Origin of the sequence: Pontibacter virosus (assembly GCF_003096355.1) — a bacterium.
In the GTDB taxonomy this organism is placed as follows: domain Bacteria; phylum Bacteroidota; class Bacteroidia; order Cytophagales; family Hymenobacteraceae; genus Pontibacter; species Pontibacter virosus.
In genome coordinates, this window is sequence record NZ_QEKI01000011.1 from 43,017 (window position 1) to 57,353 (window position 14,337).

Genomic DNA, 14,337 nt, shown 5'->3' on the forward strand with positions numbered 1-14,337 from the left:
AATTATTATGTATTTATCCTCAGTATGATGCGCAAATAAAGTCATGCAATACCTGGCCGCGTATTGTGTGGCTGCTTAGGTGTTATACCATTAAACCTGCTGGTTGGGTCAGGTATAAATTCTCCCGGTATTTCCCAACTCAGACTTACGCTTCTTTGTATCTTTGGCAAAACGACCAAAATCGCTTTTCTATGATAAACGATACCATCAAAATAATCGAGTGCCCCCGCGATGCCATGCAGGGCCTGCACGATTTTATACCTACGCAGACCAAGATCGACTACATCAACAAGCTGCTGAAGGTGGGCTTCGACACGATTGACTTTGGTAGTTTTGTATCGCCCAAAGCCATCCCGCAGCTAGCTGACACTACCGAGGTGTTGGCTGGGCTGGACCTGAGCAGCACCCGCTCTAAACTGCTGGCCATCATTGCCAATGTGCGGGGCGCAGAGGAGGCGGCTTCCCACAAAGCAATCGATTACCTGGGCTTTCCCCTTTCGGTATCAGAGACATTTCAGCAGCGCAACACCAACAAGAGCATCGCCGAGGCCATGACCCAACTGGCGCAGATACAGGACATTTGCCAGCACCAGGACAAAACGCTCGTGACCTACATTTCCATGGGTTTCGGCAATCCGTACAACGACCCCTGGGATGCAGCCACCGTGATTCGTTTTGTAGAGGAACTGGATAAGATGGGCGTACAGATCATCTCGCTTTCAGATACCATTGGCGTTTCCAATCCGGAGAACATTACCTACCTGTTCAGCGAACTGGTGCCCGCTTTTCCGCACATCGAGTTTGGCGCGCACCTGCATACCACTCCGACTACCTGGCAAGAGAAAGTGGAGGCCGCGTACGGGGCCGGTTGTCGTCGGTTTGACGGGGCCATGCGCGGGTATGGCGGTTGCCCGATGGCCAAAGATGAACTGGTGGGCAATATGGCGACTGAAAATTTGGTCGGCTACTTCGAAAATAATGCCTTAAATTTGAAGCTCGACAAAGAGGCTTTCGCTGCTGTGCTGGCAGCTTCAGGCTCTGTTTTCTCCTGATTATGGCAAGAAGAACAATTGTAGATATTTTTATCCCCTGCTTCGTGGACCAGCTACACCCCGAGACAGGTATGAGCATGGTGAAAGTACTAGAGGGCCTGGGCTGCGAGGTAAACTATAACCCCAACCAGACCTGCTGCGGACAGCCTGCTTTTAATGCCGGTTTTTTTGACGAAGCCCGCGAAGTAGCCAACAAGTTTCTCGACGATTTCTCAAACGAAACGTCGCACTACATTGTGGCGCCCTCGGCAAGCTGCGTTGGGATGGTGCGCAATGCCTACCAGGATATTTTCGTGAAGTCATCGAAACTGGTGAAGTACCGCGCCATGCAGAAGAAGGTGTTCGAACTGACCGAATTTCTGACTGACGTGCTGAAAGTATCGCAGGTGCCCGGCGCCCGCCTCGACGGCAAAGCCACCTACCACGATTCCTGCAGCGCCCTGCGCGAGTGCCACATCAAGGAAGGGCCGCGTGTGCTGCTGCAAGGCGTGCACGGGCTGGAAATGATCGAAATGGAAGACACTGAAACCTGCTGCGGCTTTGGCGGCACCTTTGCCGTGAAGTTCGAATCCATATCAGTAGCGATGGCAGAGCAAAAAGTAGAAAATGCGCTGGCAACCGGTGCCGACTACATCATCTCCACGGACAGCAGTTGTCTCATGCACCTCAACGGTTACATACAGAAAAACAAGAAGCCGATCAAAACCATGCACATTGCCGACGTGTTGGCCAGTGGCTGGTAAGTTATAAACGACAGGTATAGGTATAAAGTAGCGGCCTCACTCTGGAAAGGGTGAGGCCGCTGTTCGTTTACAGGTATAGGGAGTCTATTTTCCGAGAAAATAAGAGATTCCAAAGTTCAGGTGCAGACTTGAGAAATCAAACAGGAGCACATTTCTTTTAAGGGTATACTCCCTTCTTTCAAATTCATCAGGTGAGTAATAATAATCTGAGTGTTCTCTTGCTGCATCAGTAGTGACGCGGTTGTATGTAAGCGCACCCAGGCTTGCTGTAAACCCTATTTTATTGGAAGCAAAAAAAGTAAGGCCGGGAGAAAAGGATCCATTTAGCGTGGTAGCATCAAACTCATATAAGAAATGATATGAATAAGGTGCATCCGAATTGCTGCTGATGTCGTGATACTCCTGATTGCTGACGCCAACTGAAAGCGTGCCGTGCAAGGCGAGTTTTTCAGTCAGGTACTTGTATTGCCTGGCGTACACGCTCGCGCCCGTTGTTTTTTGACTCAGCTTCCAGGTACTTTTGAAACCTTCCATATACCTTATATTCTCGTTGGCAGACTTATACCTGTGTGCAGTCGCCCCGATTTCCAGGTTATCCTTTATCAGAAATCCTATGGATGGCGATACAAAATAGTTGTAATGCTCATACTCATATAGTGGGCTGTTTTTCTCTTTGTCGGTCTCGGATTTTGATTGTGTATAGCCCAATTCTCCCGTCAGCACCAGAGTGCCTTTTGTGGTTTGTGCCTGCACGCTGTAAGCCAGCAAACCCGTAATCGCTAGTATAGTCAGTTTCTTCACCATGATCGGACTAGCGGGAAATGAAATAACTGAAACCTACACCGATGCTGCTAGGAGAAAAATTGGCATTAAAAGAGTTGCTTCCTCTGCTCCAATCATAGGGTTGATTTTCCTTCGACTTTTCCCTGCTGCGATCATAAGAGATATTGCCAAACACAGCCGTGAATCCTAGCCGTGGCGTGGCAAAATAAGTAAGGCCGGGGTAAACGCCTATACCTAAACTGTTATGAGTACTCACAACCTCAGATGATGCGCCCTGGTTGTTTTTGGCCGTTTGGTTGCCGATGCCAAAAGAAGCATAGGCTGTGCCATGCAACTGAAGCTGTTCAAAAAGTGGAATATATTTCCGGACATAGGGATTGAGACTGATCGTTTTAGTTCTGTTGGTATGTTTTGCTCCCTCCGTTTTACTTATACTGGTCTGATGCCTCAAACCCAAACCTGTACCTACTTCAAGACCGTCCTTTATAAAATAACCTACAGTGGGATTTAGGTTGATACTGCGTGAGATGCCTTTGCTTTCGGAAGTGTTGTCCGTGTTTTCGGAGACTTCATTATTGAAATACACCGACCCTGATACGACCAAGGAGCCCTGGGTCGTTTGCGGAATAGTTTGAGCATAAGCCCCGGCACCCAGTAATGCCAGCATGGCAGTTGTAAAGATTTTCTTCATGTTTGTTTTTTAAGGTTAGGACACATGAAAGGCAACAAATGTGCCAGTATTGTAATATCGGAATATTCTAATGTGATAAACTCGTGGAGGCTAGCCACTGCAGGGTATCGGTTTTATAGTTATGCGTAGAAACACGTAGGTTAAGAGCTGATAATACTGAAAATGCCTGAACGACAACTAATTAGTGCCTTTTGAGATGACCTCTCCAAATCGTTATCGTATAAGAATACAAAACACGGATGAGGCGTTTATGAAGCCTGGTTTTAGGTTGGTTAAACCAGGTATTTTACGCTAGACGAGCGTGCTGCCGAAACGAACGTTGTTTTTAATATGATCATGGACTTGCCGCTATCTGGGGTGCGTTTAGCGGTTTGTGCATGTTTATAGGGGAGTCGGTATCTGTTATTTTATAATGCAGGCGGTTGGAACCGGCTCCCTTTTTTTCTCCTCTGTCATACGAATCCCCTTTCGGTTTTAACCCATCATCTGCCAGGCCATTCATAGTCCTCTTCCAGGGGTTTCACGGAAAAAGTGCCTCTGACCATACTTTGCGGTATTATACGGCCTAACTACGTGCAAAACGGTATTTGTGCCCCGCCTAGCCTACCAGCCGTATACTTCAGCGTATAAAGCGCAACGAATGCACGGACACGCTCAAGGCTATGACATTTACAAAAACGCTAGTGCCAGGACTGCTGAGTTTTTTCCTCAGTGTACTTATGCTTCCGGCGCAGGCGCAGGAAGAGCGGGAGGAGCTTAATACTGACAGGCCTGATAATTCACAGGGTCCCAGTGTTATTTCTCGTGGCTACGTGCAGTTGGAGGCTGGCTATAATTATCAAAAGTTAAACACCAATATCAGAACATATGCCTATCCTACAGCGCTTGTGCGCATTGGCTTGCTACAGGGTGTGGAGCTGCGCCTGCAGGGTGCCGTAAAAGATTCTGTTATCGAGAACGGATCAACTCGACATATCAAAGGATGGGGGCCACTGAGTGTCGGAACCAAAATACGACTGTGGGAAGAAAGCGGCTGGCGTCCGGAGGCTGGCATCAGCGCTATGCTGGCGCTGCCCATTGCCAGCGAAGTGTTCAAACCCGATCATCCGGAGCCTCAGTTCGGTGTGGCTTTTAGCAATGCGCTCTCTGATAAGATGGACCTCACTTACACGGTGGGCTATGGCTGGACCAAGGGCAGCCCTGTGCGAACCTATGGTGCCAACATTACCCGGCAGTTCTTCGATAAGCTAACGCTATACCTGGAGGTGTTTGGCAGCAAAGAAAAAAACGAAACGGCAGGGCACCAGGCTGATGTGGGATTACTATACCTGTTGCTGCCCAATTTGCAGGTTGATGTGGCGGCCGGAAGGCGGCTCAACAAAGAGGCCCCGCAGCATTTTATCACAACAGGTCTGGCATTTCGGTTACCCCGTTAATAGGTAGCAGGTATGGAAAAAAACAAGAAGATAAGACCTGTCCGGAAATCGCTGCAGGAATATGCCCGGGGTATAGCCGGAGGACTCCTGTTCAGCTTTCCTCTTTTATACACCATGGAGGTATGGTGGGCGGGCTTTATCGCATCTCCCACGCAGTTGCTGATCATGGTCGTCGTGACCTATCTGCTGCTGCTAGGCTATAACCGCTACGCAGGTATGCGGCCGGGGGCATCGTGGCGCAGCGTCTTCATCGACTCAGTGGAGGAAATGGGCCTGGGTATTGTGCTGGCTTTTGGGGTTCTGTTTGTGCTCAACCGCATCCAGTTCGGCGAGATGTCCATCGATGAGATCATGGGAAAGATCATCGTGGAGGCCATGGCCGTATCCATTGGCGTTTCGATCGGGACGGCGCAGCTGGGTGGCGCAGATGATGAGCCGGAAGAAGAAGACGAAGTACAGGCAGAAGCAAAGGAAGCGGGCTGGCGCACCGGGCTACGGAGCAAGGTCAGTTTAGTGGTGCTGGCACTTTGCGGCAGCATCATAGTGGGCGGCAACGTGGCCCCCACCGAGGAAGTCGTTGTGCTGGCAGTCGGCGCCAAGCCGTTTCATATTCTACTCATGGCTGTGCTTTCACTCGCTATGAGCATGATCGTGGTTTATTTCAGTGATTTTAAAGGTACAGGGCATCTCAAACAACAGAACCTGGTTTTCGCCATCACACTCGATACCTGTCTGAGTTACCTCACGGCGCTGATGGCTTCGGCCTTTCTGCTTTGGTTTTTCGGGCGTTTTGAAGGGGTGAATTTTGAGGTAGCCTTTGCGCAATGCATTGTGCTGGGTGTACTGGCCAGTTTGGGCGCTTCGGCAGGCCGACTGCTTATTAAGTAACCGGATAAATGAGAGAACAAAACGATACAAAAAAGGAGCAACAGGGGAATAGGGCAGGAGATGATGATGATAAAAATGCGTTGGAGTGGGCGGTTTTTGGCGTCAGCCTGGTGCTGGTGCTGGCGATACTGGTATACCTGAGTTACATGGCCTATACGCACAAACCATCCACGCCCGATCTGGCAGTAGCGTATTTTCACGACCCTTCTGCTAACGCACCGCACCGCTATCGGGTGGTGGTAGAAAACAAAGGAGGTGAAACCGCAGAGGAAGTGCAGGTGGAGCTCATTGTTGAAAGCGGAGGAGCGGAAGTGGAAAGTGCTGAACTGAATATCGCCTTTTCCCCGAAGGAATCGAAACGGGAAGGTTGGGTGAATTTTAAAGAAGATCCGGCCAAAGCCGATACGCTGGTGGCACGTGTGGTGAGTTATAAGAGACCCTGATAATTGAGTTAACTAATGGAGATATAATGGCGAAGAAAAAAGTATCTAACCGGCACGAGCATCACAAAGAGGCTCCTGTACCCAAAGGTTGCCTGCTGGCCATAGGAGGCCGTGAGGACAAAGGAGACAAGGAGCTATCAGAAGAGCAGAGCAAGAATGCAGACTTCGAGAGCGAGGAGATCATGAAATACTTTGTGAGCACACTCAAAGGAAATGAGCCGATGGTGGCTGTGGTGCCGACAGCTTCTACCGAGCCCGATGAATTAGCAAAAGACTACATCAAGGAGTTTAACAAACTGGGGGTAAAGAATGTAGAGGTATTGGACATCCGCAACCGTCTGGATGCACGCAAGACTGAATTTCTGGAGATGGTCGAACGGGCGGCTGGCATCATGTTCACAGGGGGCGATCAGCTGCGCCTCACCTCCATACTGGGCGGATCGCCGGTGCTGCAGCTTATGAAAGAGCGCTATACCTACGACGAAGATTTTATCATAGCCGGCACCAGCGCTGGAGCCGCAGCCATGTCCACGCCTATGATCTACGAGGGCGAAACGCAGGGAGGCTACATCAAAGGTGATGTGCGCATTACTACCGGACTGGAGTTTCTCAAGAACGTTGCCATTGACACACACTTTATCCAGCGCGGACGTATCATTCGGGTGTCGCAGTGCATTGCCACTAACCCGGGTTGTATTGGCATTGGGCTGGAAGAGGACACTGCTATTTGCGTCACCAAAGGATCCGAAGTGAAAGTGCTTGGCTCCGGCCTGGTCACCATTGTTGATGGGCTGGGCATCACAGAAACGAATATATACGAGATCAAAACAGGTGAACCCTTCTCGGTTCGGGATATGAGAGTGCACTTGTTGGCAGCAGGCGATACCTATACCTTGCCTACCTACGATCAATTACATATTTAGGCAGTTAGCAGGATTAAACGCTAAGCTACTCCCTGAAATACACCGCATAGGTTTGCAAGGTATCCTGCGTCAAGGCTTGCGCTTTCACACGGTCTGCTTCTGCTTCCTTCTCCTGGCCGAGCTTATACCTGGCGGCGCCACGGCCATAAAGCGCATCGTAAAAAAAGCTTTCACTACCGGCAGCAGGTATAACAGCGTTGTAATCTTCCAGCGCCTCTTCATACTTGCCTAATTCTAAACGCATTTCGGCACGGTGGTACCGAAAACCGATGTCATCCGGATAGGCTTCGAGTGCCTCGTTCAGGGCTTCTTCGGCCTGTATAAAGTTCTTGTCGTAGCGGTAGCTCCAGTAAAGGAGGTCGTGGGTTTGGCGGTCGCCGTGGCCCTGAGTGATGAGTGAATTGAAGAAATAGCTCGCCTCTTTGAACGCGTTGGGGTTGCCCATGATGCCTTCCTCCAGTTTCGCCTCCGCATTCTTTCGCATTTTTTTTGTACTCGCGAAAAAGTAAGGATCCGAGAGGATCAGGACCACAAACACGATTGCGCCTATGGTCAGGACGATGGTGATGATGCGGGAGATGTTCATAAGGTGGCGTCTGGTCTATGCGAATATAACAAAAAGCAAAGCAGGTTGAGTTGCAGCCAAAGTGCCTATAACACCAACTCGCGGTGCAGCTTCTCCAGGGTTTCGGCAGGGTCGAGGCAAAGGCCGGGATGCACAGCCGAGGTCTGCACAATGGTGCTGCGGTTAGCTGTGAGCCAGCGGAAACGGGAGGCTGTTCCCAGCTGACCAATCGGTCCGCCTTCTCGACGTCCGGCGCACACTTTCTCAAAAGCCTGCAGGCGTGCCCGCAGCTCCTCCATGTCCAGCTCGCCGAATGCAGCTTGCAGGCGCGCCTCGTTTAGGATATAGCGGATCTGCAAAAAGCCCCGTGAATTGCAAAGCAGGATAACGCCCACATTCAGAAACTCCTCCCGCTCCACCCGCGGCACCACCCGAATGACGGCGTACTCAAATAAGTGTCTTTCTTGCATCTTGGGCGGCTTTCACAAATATGTCTGATTGGGCTAATCTGATCTCGAAGAAGCGGGCGTATGCCTGGCGGTGTTCCCCGGCTGTTTCGAACGGTGACTCCACGCCGGTCAGCCACTCGTCCGGTATAAGCGCTAGGATCTCCTGTATGCGTTCAAGTGTAAGCGTTGACCGGCCAACCTCGTTCGCTGCTTCCAGCTCACTGGCCTGCGGCAGGAGCACGTGGTCCTTGATCATGGCAAACGGGCGATTGGCCTGCTCTTCCCAGTTATCCCAGGAGTGATGGAAAAACAGCGAAGCGCCGTGATCGATCAGCCAGAGTTCTTTCTTCCACATGAGCATGTTGGTGTTGCGGGCCGTGCGGTCTACGTTGGTCACCAGGGCATCGAGCCACACAATGCGGGAAGCCAGGTCGGCGTCAATGGTTGTGACCACAGGGTCGAAGGTAATGGCGCCCTGCAGGTAGTGTGAGCCCAGGTTAAGGCCTTCGCTGGCGTGCAGCAGATCTTGTATCTCTTCGTCGGGCTCGGTGCGACCAAAGGCTTCGTCGAGGTGCATGAACACGATCTCGGGAATCTGGAAGCCCAATGCGCGGGCAATCTCTCCCACAATCAGTTCGGCGATCAGCACTTTGATGCCCTGGCCCGCGCCCCTGAATTTAAGGACGTACAGAAAATCATCATCGGCCTCCACGATGGCGGGCAGCGAGCCTCCCTCGCGCAAAGGCGTGATGTAGCGGACAACGTTGACGGTCCGGATCTCTGGTGATCTGTGATTCATAGGTGCAACTTACGAAAAATGTGTTGAGCGCGATTGGCCTATGCTGAAAATATACAGTAGGGAGGGCCGCTATTCCGGCTTTTGTCCAGGGCTATACCTTGTAGCATATGGGCCAGAATGGGTTTGCACTTCTCGTGGCAGGCGGGGTAGAAGTGGCCGTGTTTCCAAGTTGTCGACTTGGGTGACTGTCCCCACCAGAATTCTGCCATTGCAAGTGGTTTCATGTTGTGCTGAAAGGCATATTGCAAAAGCTTTGGCGCGGCGCATTCCCCGGCGCCGGCTGGTGGATTACCGTTGGCTCTCTTCTGGAAAATATCACGCAGGCCCTTCACTTCACCTTTCTGGTTCAGGAAATGATACTGGTCAAAGAGCTTCGCCTGCAGCGCAACAGAGTTAGTTCTGCGCAGCTTTTGCAGCTCATCAATCCGAGTAGCGTTTTCGGTTTTTCCTTGATCCTGAAGTGTGTTTATTTCCTGGTTGATGCGGGTAAGTTCGCGCATGCCCGTGTTCAGAAAGCTGCCTTCCATGAGCGCATCAAATATGGGCGGCACGAAGGCAGGGTGGTGATAACTGCCAGCCAGTTTTCCCGAAAATGCCGCCAGAAAGCCCAGTTCATCCTGTGCCGTCTTCACAACCAGCACACCAAACATTTTCCCGATGATCGTTCCTGCCTGGCCCGCTTCTAAGCCAAAATTGTGCACCCACTCTTGCTGCTGTGCGAGTTGCTGCTGTAGCTTTTCAGCTGCCAGTAGGGCAAGGGCATGGGGTGTATACCCGAAAGGGTAAGTGAATTTTTCGGGCAGGGTATAGGCCGCTGCACGCTCGCCAAAAGGTATGAGCAGTGGCTTGGTAAGGGTATCTGACAAAAGAACTGGAAAAAGCTATTGGGGCGACAAAGGTAGTCATATATAAAGTGTTGACAAGAGTAATAGTGTCAACCAGAAACAGTAACCCTGAAGTTCCTGCTCCACAAAACCTCCCCGAAAGCTATTCTAATGCACATAGCAAACAGGGTTGGCTAGACTACTTCGGCATCTTCCTTCTCAATCAGCGTATGCGTTGTTATACTAAATGCCATGCCAAGCACACTCCCCAGCGAGAAGCCACCGCCCATGCCGGGTGCCGCATCTAGCAGCATCTGGGAGTATTCGTAATATTGGTTCTGCTCTTCCGACAGGTAAAATTCATATCCTTCCACCTCGCCGAACAGCACATCGCTGGAGCCCGTTTTATACTCGCCTTTCTCGTAGCACATGGGCTGGGAACCTTCGCAACAGCCGCCACTCATGTAAAACATCAGCTCGCCGTAGCGCTCTTTCAACTGGCTGATTACTTCTTTTGCTTTTTCGGTTACTAGTATCTTTTCCATATCCTACATATTAAATGATTAAAAAAAATCACCTGAGGAAGCCCCAGGTGATTTCAGGTTAATGACAAACTTTAGCTCTTAAAAGAAACCTTGCTTTTTCTTATCATAAGATATCAGCATGTTCTTGGTCTGGCGATAATGGTCGAGCATCATCTTGTGGTTCTCTCTACCGTAGCCCGACTGCTTGTAGCCACCAAACGGAGCGTGCGCCGGATAGGTGTGGTACTGGTTCACCCAGACACGGCCGGCCTGTATGGCTCTCGGCACCTGGTACATCTCGTGTGCGTCACGGGTCCAGACGCCGGCGCCCAGTCCGTAAATAGTATCGTTGGCGATCTCAATGGCTTCCTCGGTTGTTTTAAAAGTGGTCAGCGCCACGACCGGACCAAAGATCTCTTCCTGGAACACACGCATCTTGTTGTGGCCCTTCAGAATGGTTGGCTGGATGTAGTAGCCATCGGCCAATTCACCCTCGAGTTTCTGCGGTTCGCCACCTACCAGTACTTCAGCTCCCTCTTCTTTACCAATCTTGATGTAGTTCAGGATCTTGTCGTACTGTGGCTTCGATACCTGAGCCCCGATCATGGTCTCGCCGTCCAGCGGGTTACCGGCTTTTATGGCTTTTACACGTTCTATCACGCGGGCTGTGAATGCGTCGGCTATACTTTCGTGCACCAGTAATCGGGTTGGGGCAGAACAAATCTCCCCTTGGTTCAGGGCAAAGAAGGCGGCTCCTTCCAGGGCTTTATCGAAGAATTCATCGTCGGCATCCATCACGGTAGGGAAGAAGATGTTCGGTGATTTACCGCCCAACTCCATCGTGGAAGGAATGATGTTTTCAGAGGCGTACTGCATGATCAGTTTTCCTGTTGCCGTGGATCCGGTAAACGCAAGCTTGCTGATTCGTGGGGAAGTACCCAGCGCTTTACCAACCTCGGCTCCAAAACCGTTCACCACGTTCAGTACACCGGCTGGTAGTACATCAGTGAGCAACTCCACCAAGGCCAGAATACTCGTTGGGGTCTGCTCAGCCGGCTTCAGGACAATCGTGTTGCCTGCAGCAAGTGCCGGGGCAATTTTCCAGGCGGCCATCAGCAGCGGGAAGTTCCACGGAATAATCTGTCCTACCACCCCGATCGGCTCGTGCAATACGATACTCACCGTGTTTTCGTCGTGCTCTGAAACACCACCCTCCTCAGAACGGATCACACCGGCAAAATAGCGGAAGTGATCGACTACAAGCGGAAGGTCTGCCGCACGCGTTTCACGGATTGGCTTACCGTTGTCAATGGTGTCGACTGTGGCCAGGTACTCCAGGTTGTCTTCGATGGTCTGGGCTACCCGAAGCAATGTATTACTACGGTCCTTGGCAGATGTCTTGCTCCATGTTTTAAACGCCTCGTGCGCTGCGTCCAGCGCCAGCTCCACGTCCTCTTTGGTAGAACGGGCTGCCTGCGCAAAGACCTTTCCATTGATGGGTGAAATGTTGTCGAAATACTCTCCCTTTATTGGTGGGACAAATTGCCCACCAATAAAGTTATCGCGTGGTAGTTCTTTGCCTTTGAGCTGTGGGAATTTATACTGTTTCTTGTCAGCTTTTCCATTCTTTAATATAGGTTCTAATACTGTCGTGCTCATAATTTTATATCTTTAAATGTGTTTTAATGTATTTAGAAGCAGCATGCTACTGTAATTGCAACTGTTACAAATTTACAACATAACTTAGCGCGAGGGGTAGTACAGACTTCCCATAAGGTAGGACAAAAGGGAAATTGCCTGGAAATATCAAGGTGTAACTTAGGAGCACACCCGAGAGTAAGTGCTCGTAGATTCCGCACAGACTTTACATTTTACTAGAAGCCTATGAATCCTGAAATGGACCTGTTTTTTATAAGCCCGCTTGACGCCCCGCTGCAGGAATATTTTGAAAGCCCTGACCGGGAAGATTACTTTGAAATTGCCTGGCTGAAGGATGAGGAACCCATTCATTTTATAAAAGAGGGTACATCCCGCATCAAGGGAGACTGGCTATACCTGATCCCGGCCAACCGCTCTCCCCGTCCCAGAAAATCAGGCAAAAAAGGGACGCTGCTCGCCTTCCACAAGTCGGTGCTGGATTATGAGGTAAAAGAGTTTACTTTGGATGTGATCAGGCTTTTTTTGGGCAAAGGGGCTGGTAGTTTCTCTACTATCCTGCTGGAAGAGGAGATGGCCGTAACTTTGGAGAGCATCCTTTGGATCATTAAAGACGAGTATGAGCAGCAGCAAGAGAATTTCCTGGTGCTTAAAGCGCTGCTGAAGGCATTTTTATTGAAGCTAATGCAGTATAAGGTACAGACCTTAACCAGACAGGGGCTTAATGAGAAACGGGTGTACCATTTCCTGCTGCTGCTGGAGCACCACTTCAGGGAAGAGAAAGCGGTGGCGTTCTATGCCGATAAACTGAACATTACCCCCAAACGTCTGAACCAGATCCTGAAGCAAAAGACCGGAAAAACAATCACGCAGTTGCTGCAGGAGCGCCTGGTAGTGGAGGCCAGGCAGCAGCTTATCGCCAGCGCAAAGACGATACAGGAAGTGGGCTATAGCCTTGGTTTTGATGACAGATCCTACTTCAGCAGGTTCTTCAAAAAAATGACCGGACAGACGCCGGAGCAGTTCCAGAAACAAGCCAAGGAGCGTATTTTTCCTGTCTAATGTATAGCAAGCAATATCATGCTGAAGGGGCTTCAGGTATAGCGCAAACAAAAAGCCATACCCTTTTACAGGTATGGCTTTCCGGATTTTCAGGTATAAGGTATAGCGCTTAGGCTTCCGGCATCAGGCGCACCACCAGGCCATCGAGTTCGGGGTTGACGCGCAGCTGGCAGGAAAGCCGGCTGGTTGCGGTGGCGTGTGGCAGAGTTTCGAGCATGTAGGCTTCGTCGTCTCCGGGCTCGGGTAGTTCACCGCTTTCGAGCACCTCCACGTGGCAGGTGGCGCAGATGGCCATGCCGCCACAGATAGCCGGTACGTCCAGCTCGTTGGCCTTCATCACTTCCATTACCGAAAGGCCCATGTCGGTAGGGGCTTCCAGGGTTACGCGGCTACCGTCGGGCAGCTCCACGTGTATGTCGATCAGCTCCTCCATTAGCTTAGCTCCTGTATGCCGTTCACGGTGGTGTACTTGAGCACAAACTTCTTGTCCGGATAGATAATGTTATAGGCGCTCTGTGCCATTAAGGCCGACTCGTGGAAACCGCACAGGATCAGCTTCAACTTGCCCGGGTAGGTGTTGATGTCGCCGATGGCGTACACGCCCGGAATGTTGGTAGAGTAGTCCACGGTGTTCACCACGATGGCGCCCTTCTCCAGCTCCAGTCCCCAGTTCTCGAGCGGCCCCAGTTTTGGCACCAGACCGAAAAGCGGGATGAAGTAATCGGTCTTGATCTGGTACTCGGTCTGGTTGTCGATCAAGACGGTTACACCATCGAGTTTACCGTTGCCCTGCACTTCCGTCACGTTCGACTTAAGCAGAAGTTTTATCTGTCCTTCCTCGGCCAACGTAAGCACTTTTTCCGCCGATTCCGGCGCACCCCGGAAAGTAGAGCCGCGGTGTACGAGTGTCAGTTCTTCCGCTACACCGGCCAGGTAGATGGCCCAATCCAGGGCGGAGTCACCACCGCCAGCCAGTACCACTTTCTTGCTGCGGAACAGCTCCGGGTCGCGCACCATGTAGGTCACGCCTTTTCCTTCAAAGTTCTCGAGGCTCTCGATGGCGGGTTTGCGGGGCTCAAAAGAACCCAGTCCGCCCGCAATGGCCACTACCTTACAGGCAATTTCGGTGCCTTCGGAAGTACGCACAATGAACGAGCCGTCTTCCTGCTTGTCGAGTTCTTCTACGCGCTCTCCCAGGGTGAAAGTAGGGTGGAAAGGCTCGATCTGCTTCATTAGATTGTCAACCAGCTCACCAGCCAGTATCGACGGGAAACCAGGTATGTCGTAGATCGGTTTTTTAGGGTATATCTCAGCTAGCTGTCCGCCCACTACAGGCAGAGCGTCCACCACGTGGCAGCGCATCTTGAGCAGACCAGCCTCAAACACGGCGAACAAGCCCACAGGGCCTGCGCCTACAATGCATATATCGGTTGTTATTCTGTCCATTTAAAATTGTCTTTTGATCAATCAATTTTCTACCGTAAAGATACGGCCATGTG

At 51.0% G+C, this 14,337-nt stretch carries 17 protein-coding genes; 7 read left to right on the forward strand and 10 right to left on the reverse strand.

The window, feature by feature from the left end:
• The first annotated feature begins 191 nt into the window (after positions 1-191).
• Both C8E01_RS15140 and C8E01_RS15145 read left to right on the forward strand, forming a co-directional pair.
• The gene (locus tag C8E01_RS15140; RefSeq protein ID WP_116544302.1) at positions 192-1,052 is read left to right on the forward strand and encodes a hydroxymethylglutaryl-CoA lyase; all 861 of its coding nucleotides are present in this window, start codon (positions 192-194) and stop codon (positions 1,050-1,052) included.
• Positions 1,053-1,054: 2 nt separating this feature from the next.
• Complete coding sequence (locus tag C8E01_RS15145; protein WP_116544303.1) at positions 1,055-1,795, forward strand: (Fe-S)-binding protein; 741 nt, start codon at positions 1,055-1,057, stop codon at positions 1,793-1,795.
• Between the two features lie 84 nt (positions 1,796-1,879).
• On the opposite strand, the gene C8E01_RS15150 is transcribed toward C8E01_RS15145, so the two are convergent.
• Both C8E01_RS15150 and C8E01_RS15155 read right to left on the reverse strand, forming a co-directional pair.
• Positions 1,880-2,599, reverse strand: a complete 720-nt coding sequence (locus tag C8E01_RS15150) for a hypothetical protein (RefSeq protein WP_116544304.1) — start codon at positions 2,597-2,599, stop codon at positions 1,880-1,882.
• Between the two features lie 7 nt (positions 2,600-2,606).
• On the reverse strand, positions 2,607-3,269 hold the full coding sequence (locus C8E01_RS15155; protein WP_116544305.1) for an outer membrane beta-barrel protein: 663 nt from the start codon (positions 3,267-3,269) through the stop codon (positions 2,607-2,609).
• Between the two features lie 662 nt (positions 3,270-3,931).
• Between C8E01_RS15155 and C8E01_RS15160 the strand changes: the two genes are divergently transcribed.
• Genes C8E01_RS15160 through C8E01_RS15175 form a run of 4 tightly spaced genes read left to right on the forward strand, consistent with a single transcriptional unit; the run spans position 3,932 to position 6,959 of the window.
• Positions 3,932-4,705: a transporter gene (locus C8E01_RS15160; protein WP_243409609.1), complete on the forward strand. Its 774-nt coding sequence runs from the start codon at positions 3,932-3,934 to the stop codon at positions 4,703-4,705.
• A 12-nt stretch (positions 4,706-4,717) separates the two neighbouring features.
• A complete protein-coding gene (locus C8E01_RS15165) occupies positions 4,718-5,593 on the forward strand; it encodes a TIGR02587 family membrane protein (protein ID WP_116544306.1) in 876 nt (291 codons plus the stop codon).
• An 8-nt stretch (positions 5,594-5,601) separates the two neighbouring features.
• The gene (locus C8E01_RS15170) at positions 5,602-6,036 is read left to right on the forward strand and encodes a hypothetical protein (protein WP_116544307.1); all 435 of its coding nucleotides are present in this window, start codon (positions 5,602-5,604) and stop codon (positions 6,034-6,036) included.
• A gap of 26 nt (positions 6,037-6,062) precedes the next feature.
• Positions 6,063-6,959: a cyanophycinase gene (locus C8E01_RS15175; RefSeq protein ID WP_116544308.1), complete on the forward strand. Its 897-nt coding sequence runs from the start codon at positions 6,063-6,065 to the stop codon at positions 6,957-6,959.
• Positions 6,960-6,984: 25 nt separating this feature from the next.
• Here the strand turns inward: C8E01_RS15175 and C8E01_RS15180 are convergent, their stop codons facing one another.
• The 6 genes from C8E01_RS15180 to C8E01_RS15205 form a co-directional block, all read right to left on the reverse strand.
• Entirely contained in the window at positions 6,985-7,545 is a 561-nt protein-coding gene (locus tag C8E01_RS15180) for a tetratricopeptide repeat protein (RefSeq protein ID WP_116544309.1), read from the reverse strand.
• 65 nt (positions 7,546-7,610) lie between these two features.
• The gene (locus C8E01_RS15185; RefSeq protein ID WP_116544310.1) at positions 7,611-7,994 is read right to left on the reverse strand and encodes a DUF3037 domain-containing protein; all 384 of its coding nucleotides are present in this window, start codon (positions 7,992-7,994) and stop codon (positions 7,611-7,613) included.
• Complete coding sequence (locus C8E01_RS15190) at positions 7,972-8,772, reverse strand: HipA family kinase (RefSeq protein ID WP_116544311.1); 801 nt, start codon at positions 8,770-8,772, stop codon at positions 7,972-7,974. Before C8E01_RS15190 ends, C8E01_RS15185 begins: the two co-directional genes overlap by 23 nt.
• 38 nt (positions 8,773-8,810) lie before the next feature.
• Positions 8,811-9,638, reverse strand: a complete 828-nt coding sequence (locus C8E01_RS15195; protein ID WP_116544312.1) for a pseudouridylate synthase — start codon at positions 9,636-9,638, stop codon at positions 8,811-8,813.
• Between the two features lie 152 nt (positions 9,639-9,790).
• Entirely contained in the window at positions 9,791-10,141 is a 351-nt protein-coding gene (locus C8E01_RS15200; RefSeq protein ID WP_116544313.1) for a DUF779 domain-containing protein, read from the reverse strand.
• Positions 10,142-10,219: 78 nt separating this feature from the next.
• Positions 10,220-11,779, reverse strand: coding sequence for an aldehyde dehydrogenase family protein (locus C8E01_RS15205; protein ID WP_207774904.1), 1,560 nt, complete (start codon positions 11,777-11,779; stop codon positions 10,220-10,222).
• A gap of 225 nt (positions 11,780-12,004) precedes the next feature.
• Here C8E01_RS15205 and C8E01_RS15210 point away from each other — a divergent pair, with 225 nt between their 5' ends.
• Entirely contained in the window at positions 12,005-12,838 is an 834-nt protein-coding gene (locus tag C8E01_RS15210) for a helix-turn-helix domain-containing protein (RefSeq protein ID WP_116544314.1), read from the forward strand.
• 109 nt (positions 12,839-12,947) lie between these two features.
• Here the strand turns inward: C8E01_RS15210 and C8E01_RS15215 are convergent, their stop codons facing one another.
• Positions 12,948-13,271 (reverse strand): 2Fe-2S iron-sulfur cluster-binding protein, encoded by a 324-nt coding sequence (locus tag C8E01_RS15215; protein WP_116544315.1) that lies wholly within the window; start codon positions 13,269-13,271, stop codon positions 12,948-12,950.
• Complete coding sequence (locus C8E01_RS15220) at positions 13,271-14,284, reverse strand: NAD(P)/FAD-dependent oxidoreductase (protein WP_116544316.1); 1,014 nt, start codon at positions 14,282-14,284, stop codon at positions 13,271-13,273. The genes C8E01_RS15215 and C8E01_RS15220 overlap by 1 nt, the downstream gene beginning before the upstream one ends.
• Between the last annotated feature and the right edge of the window lie 53 nt (positions 14,285-14,337).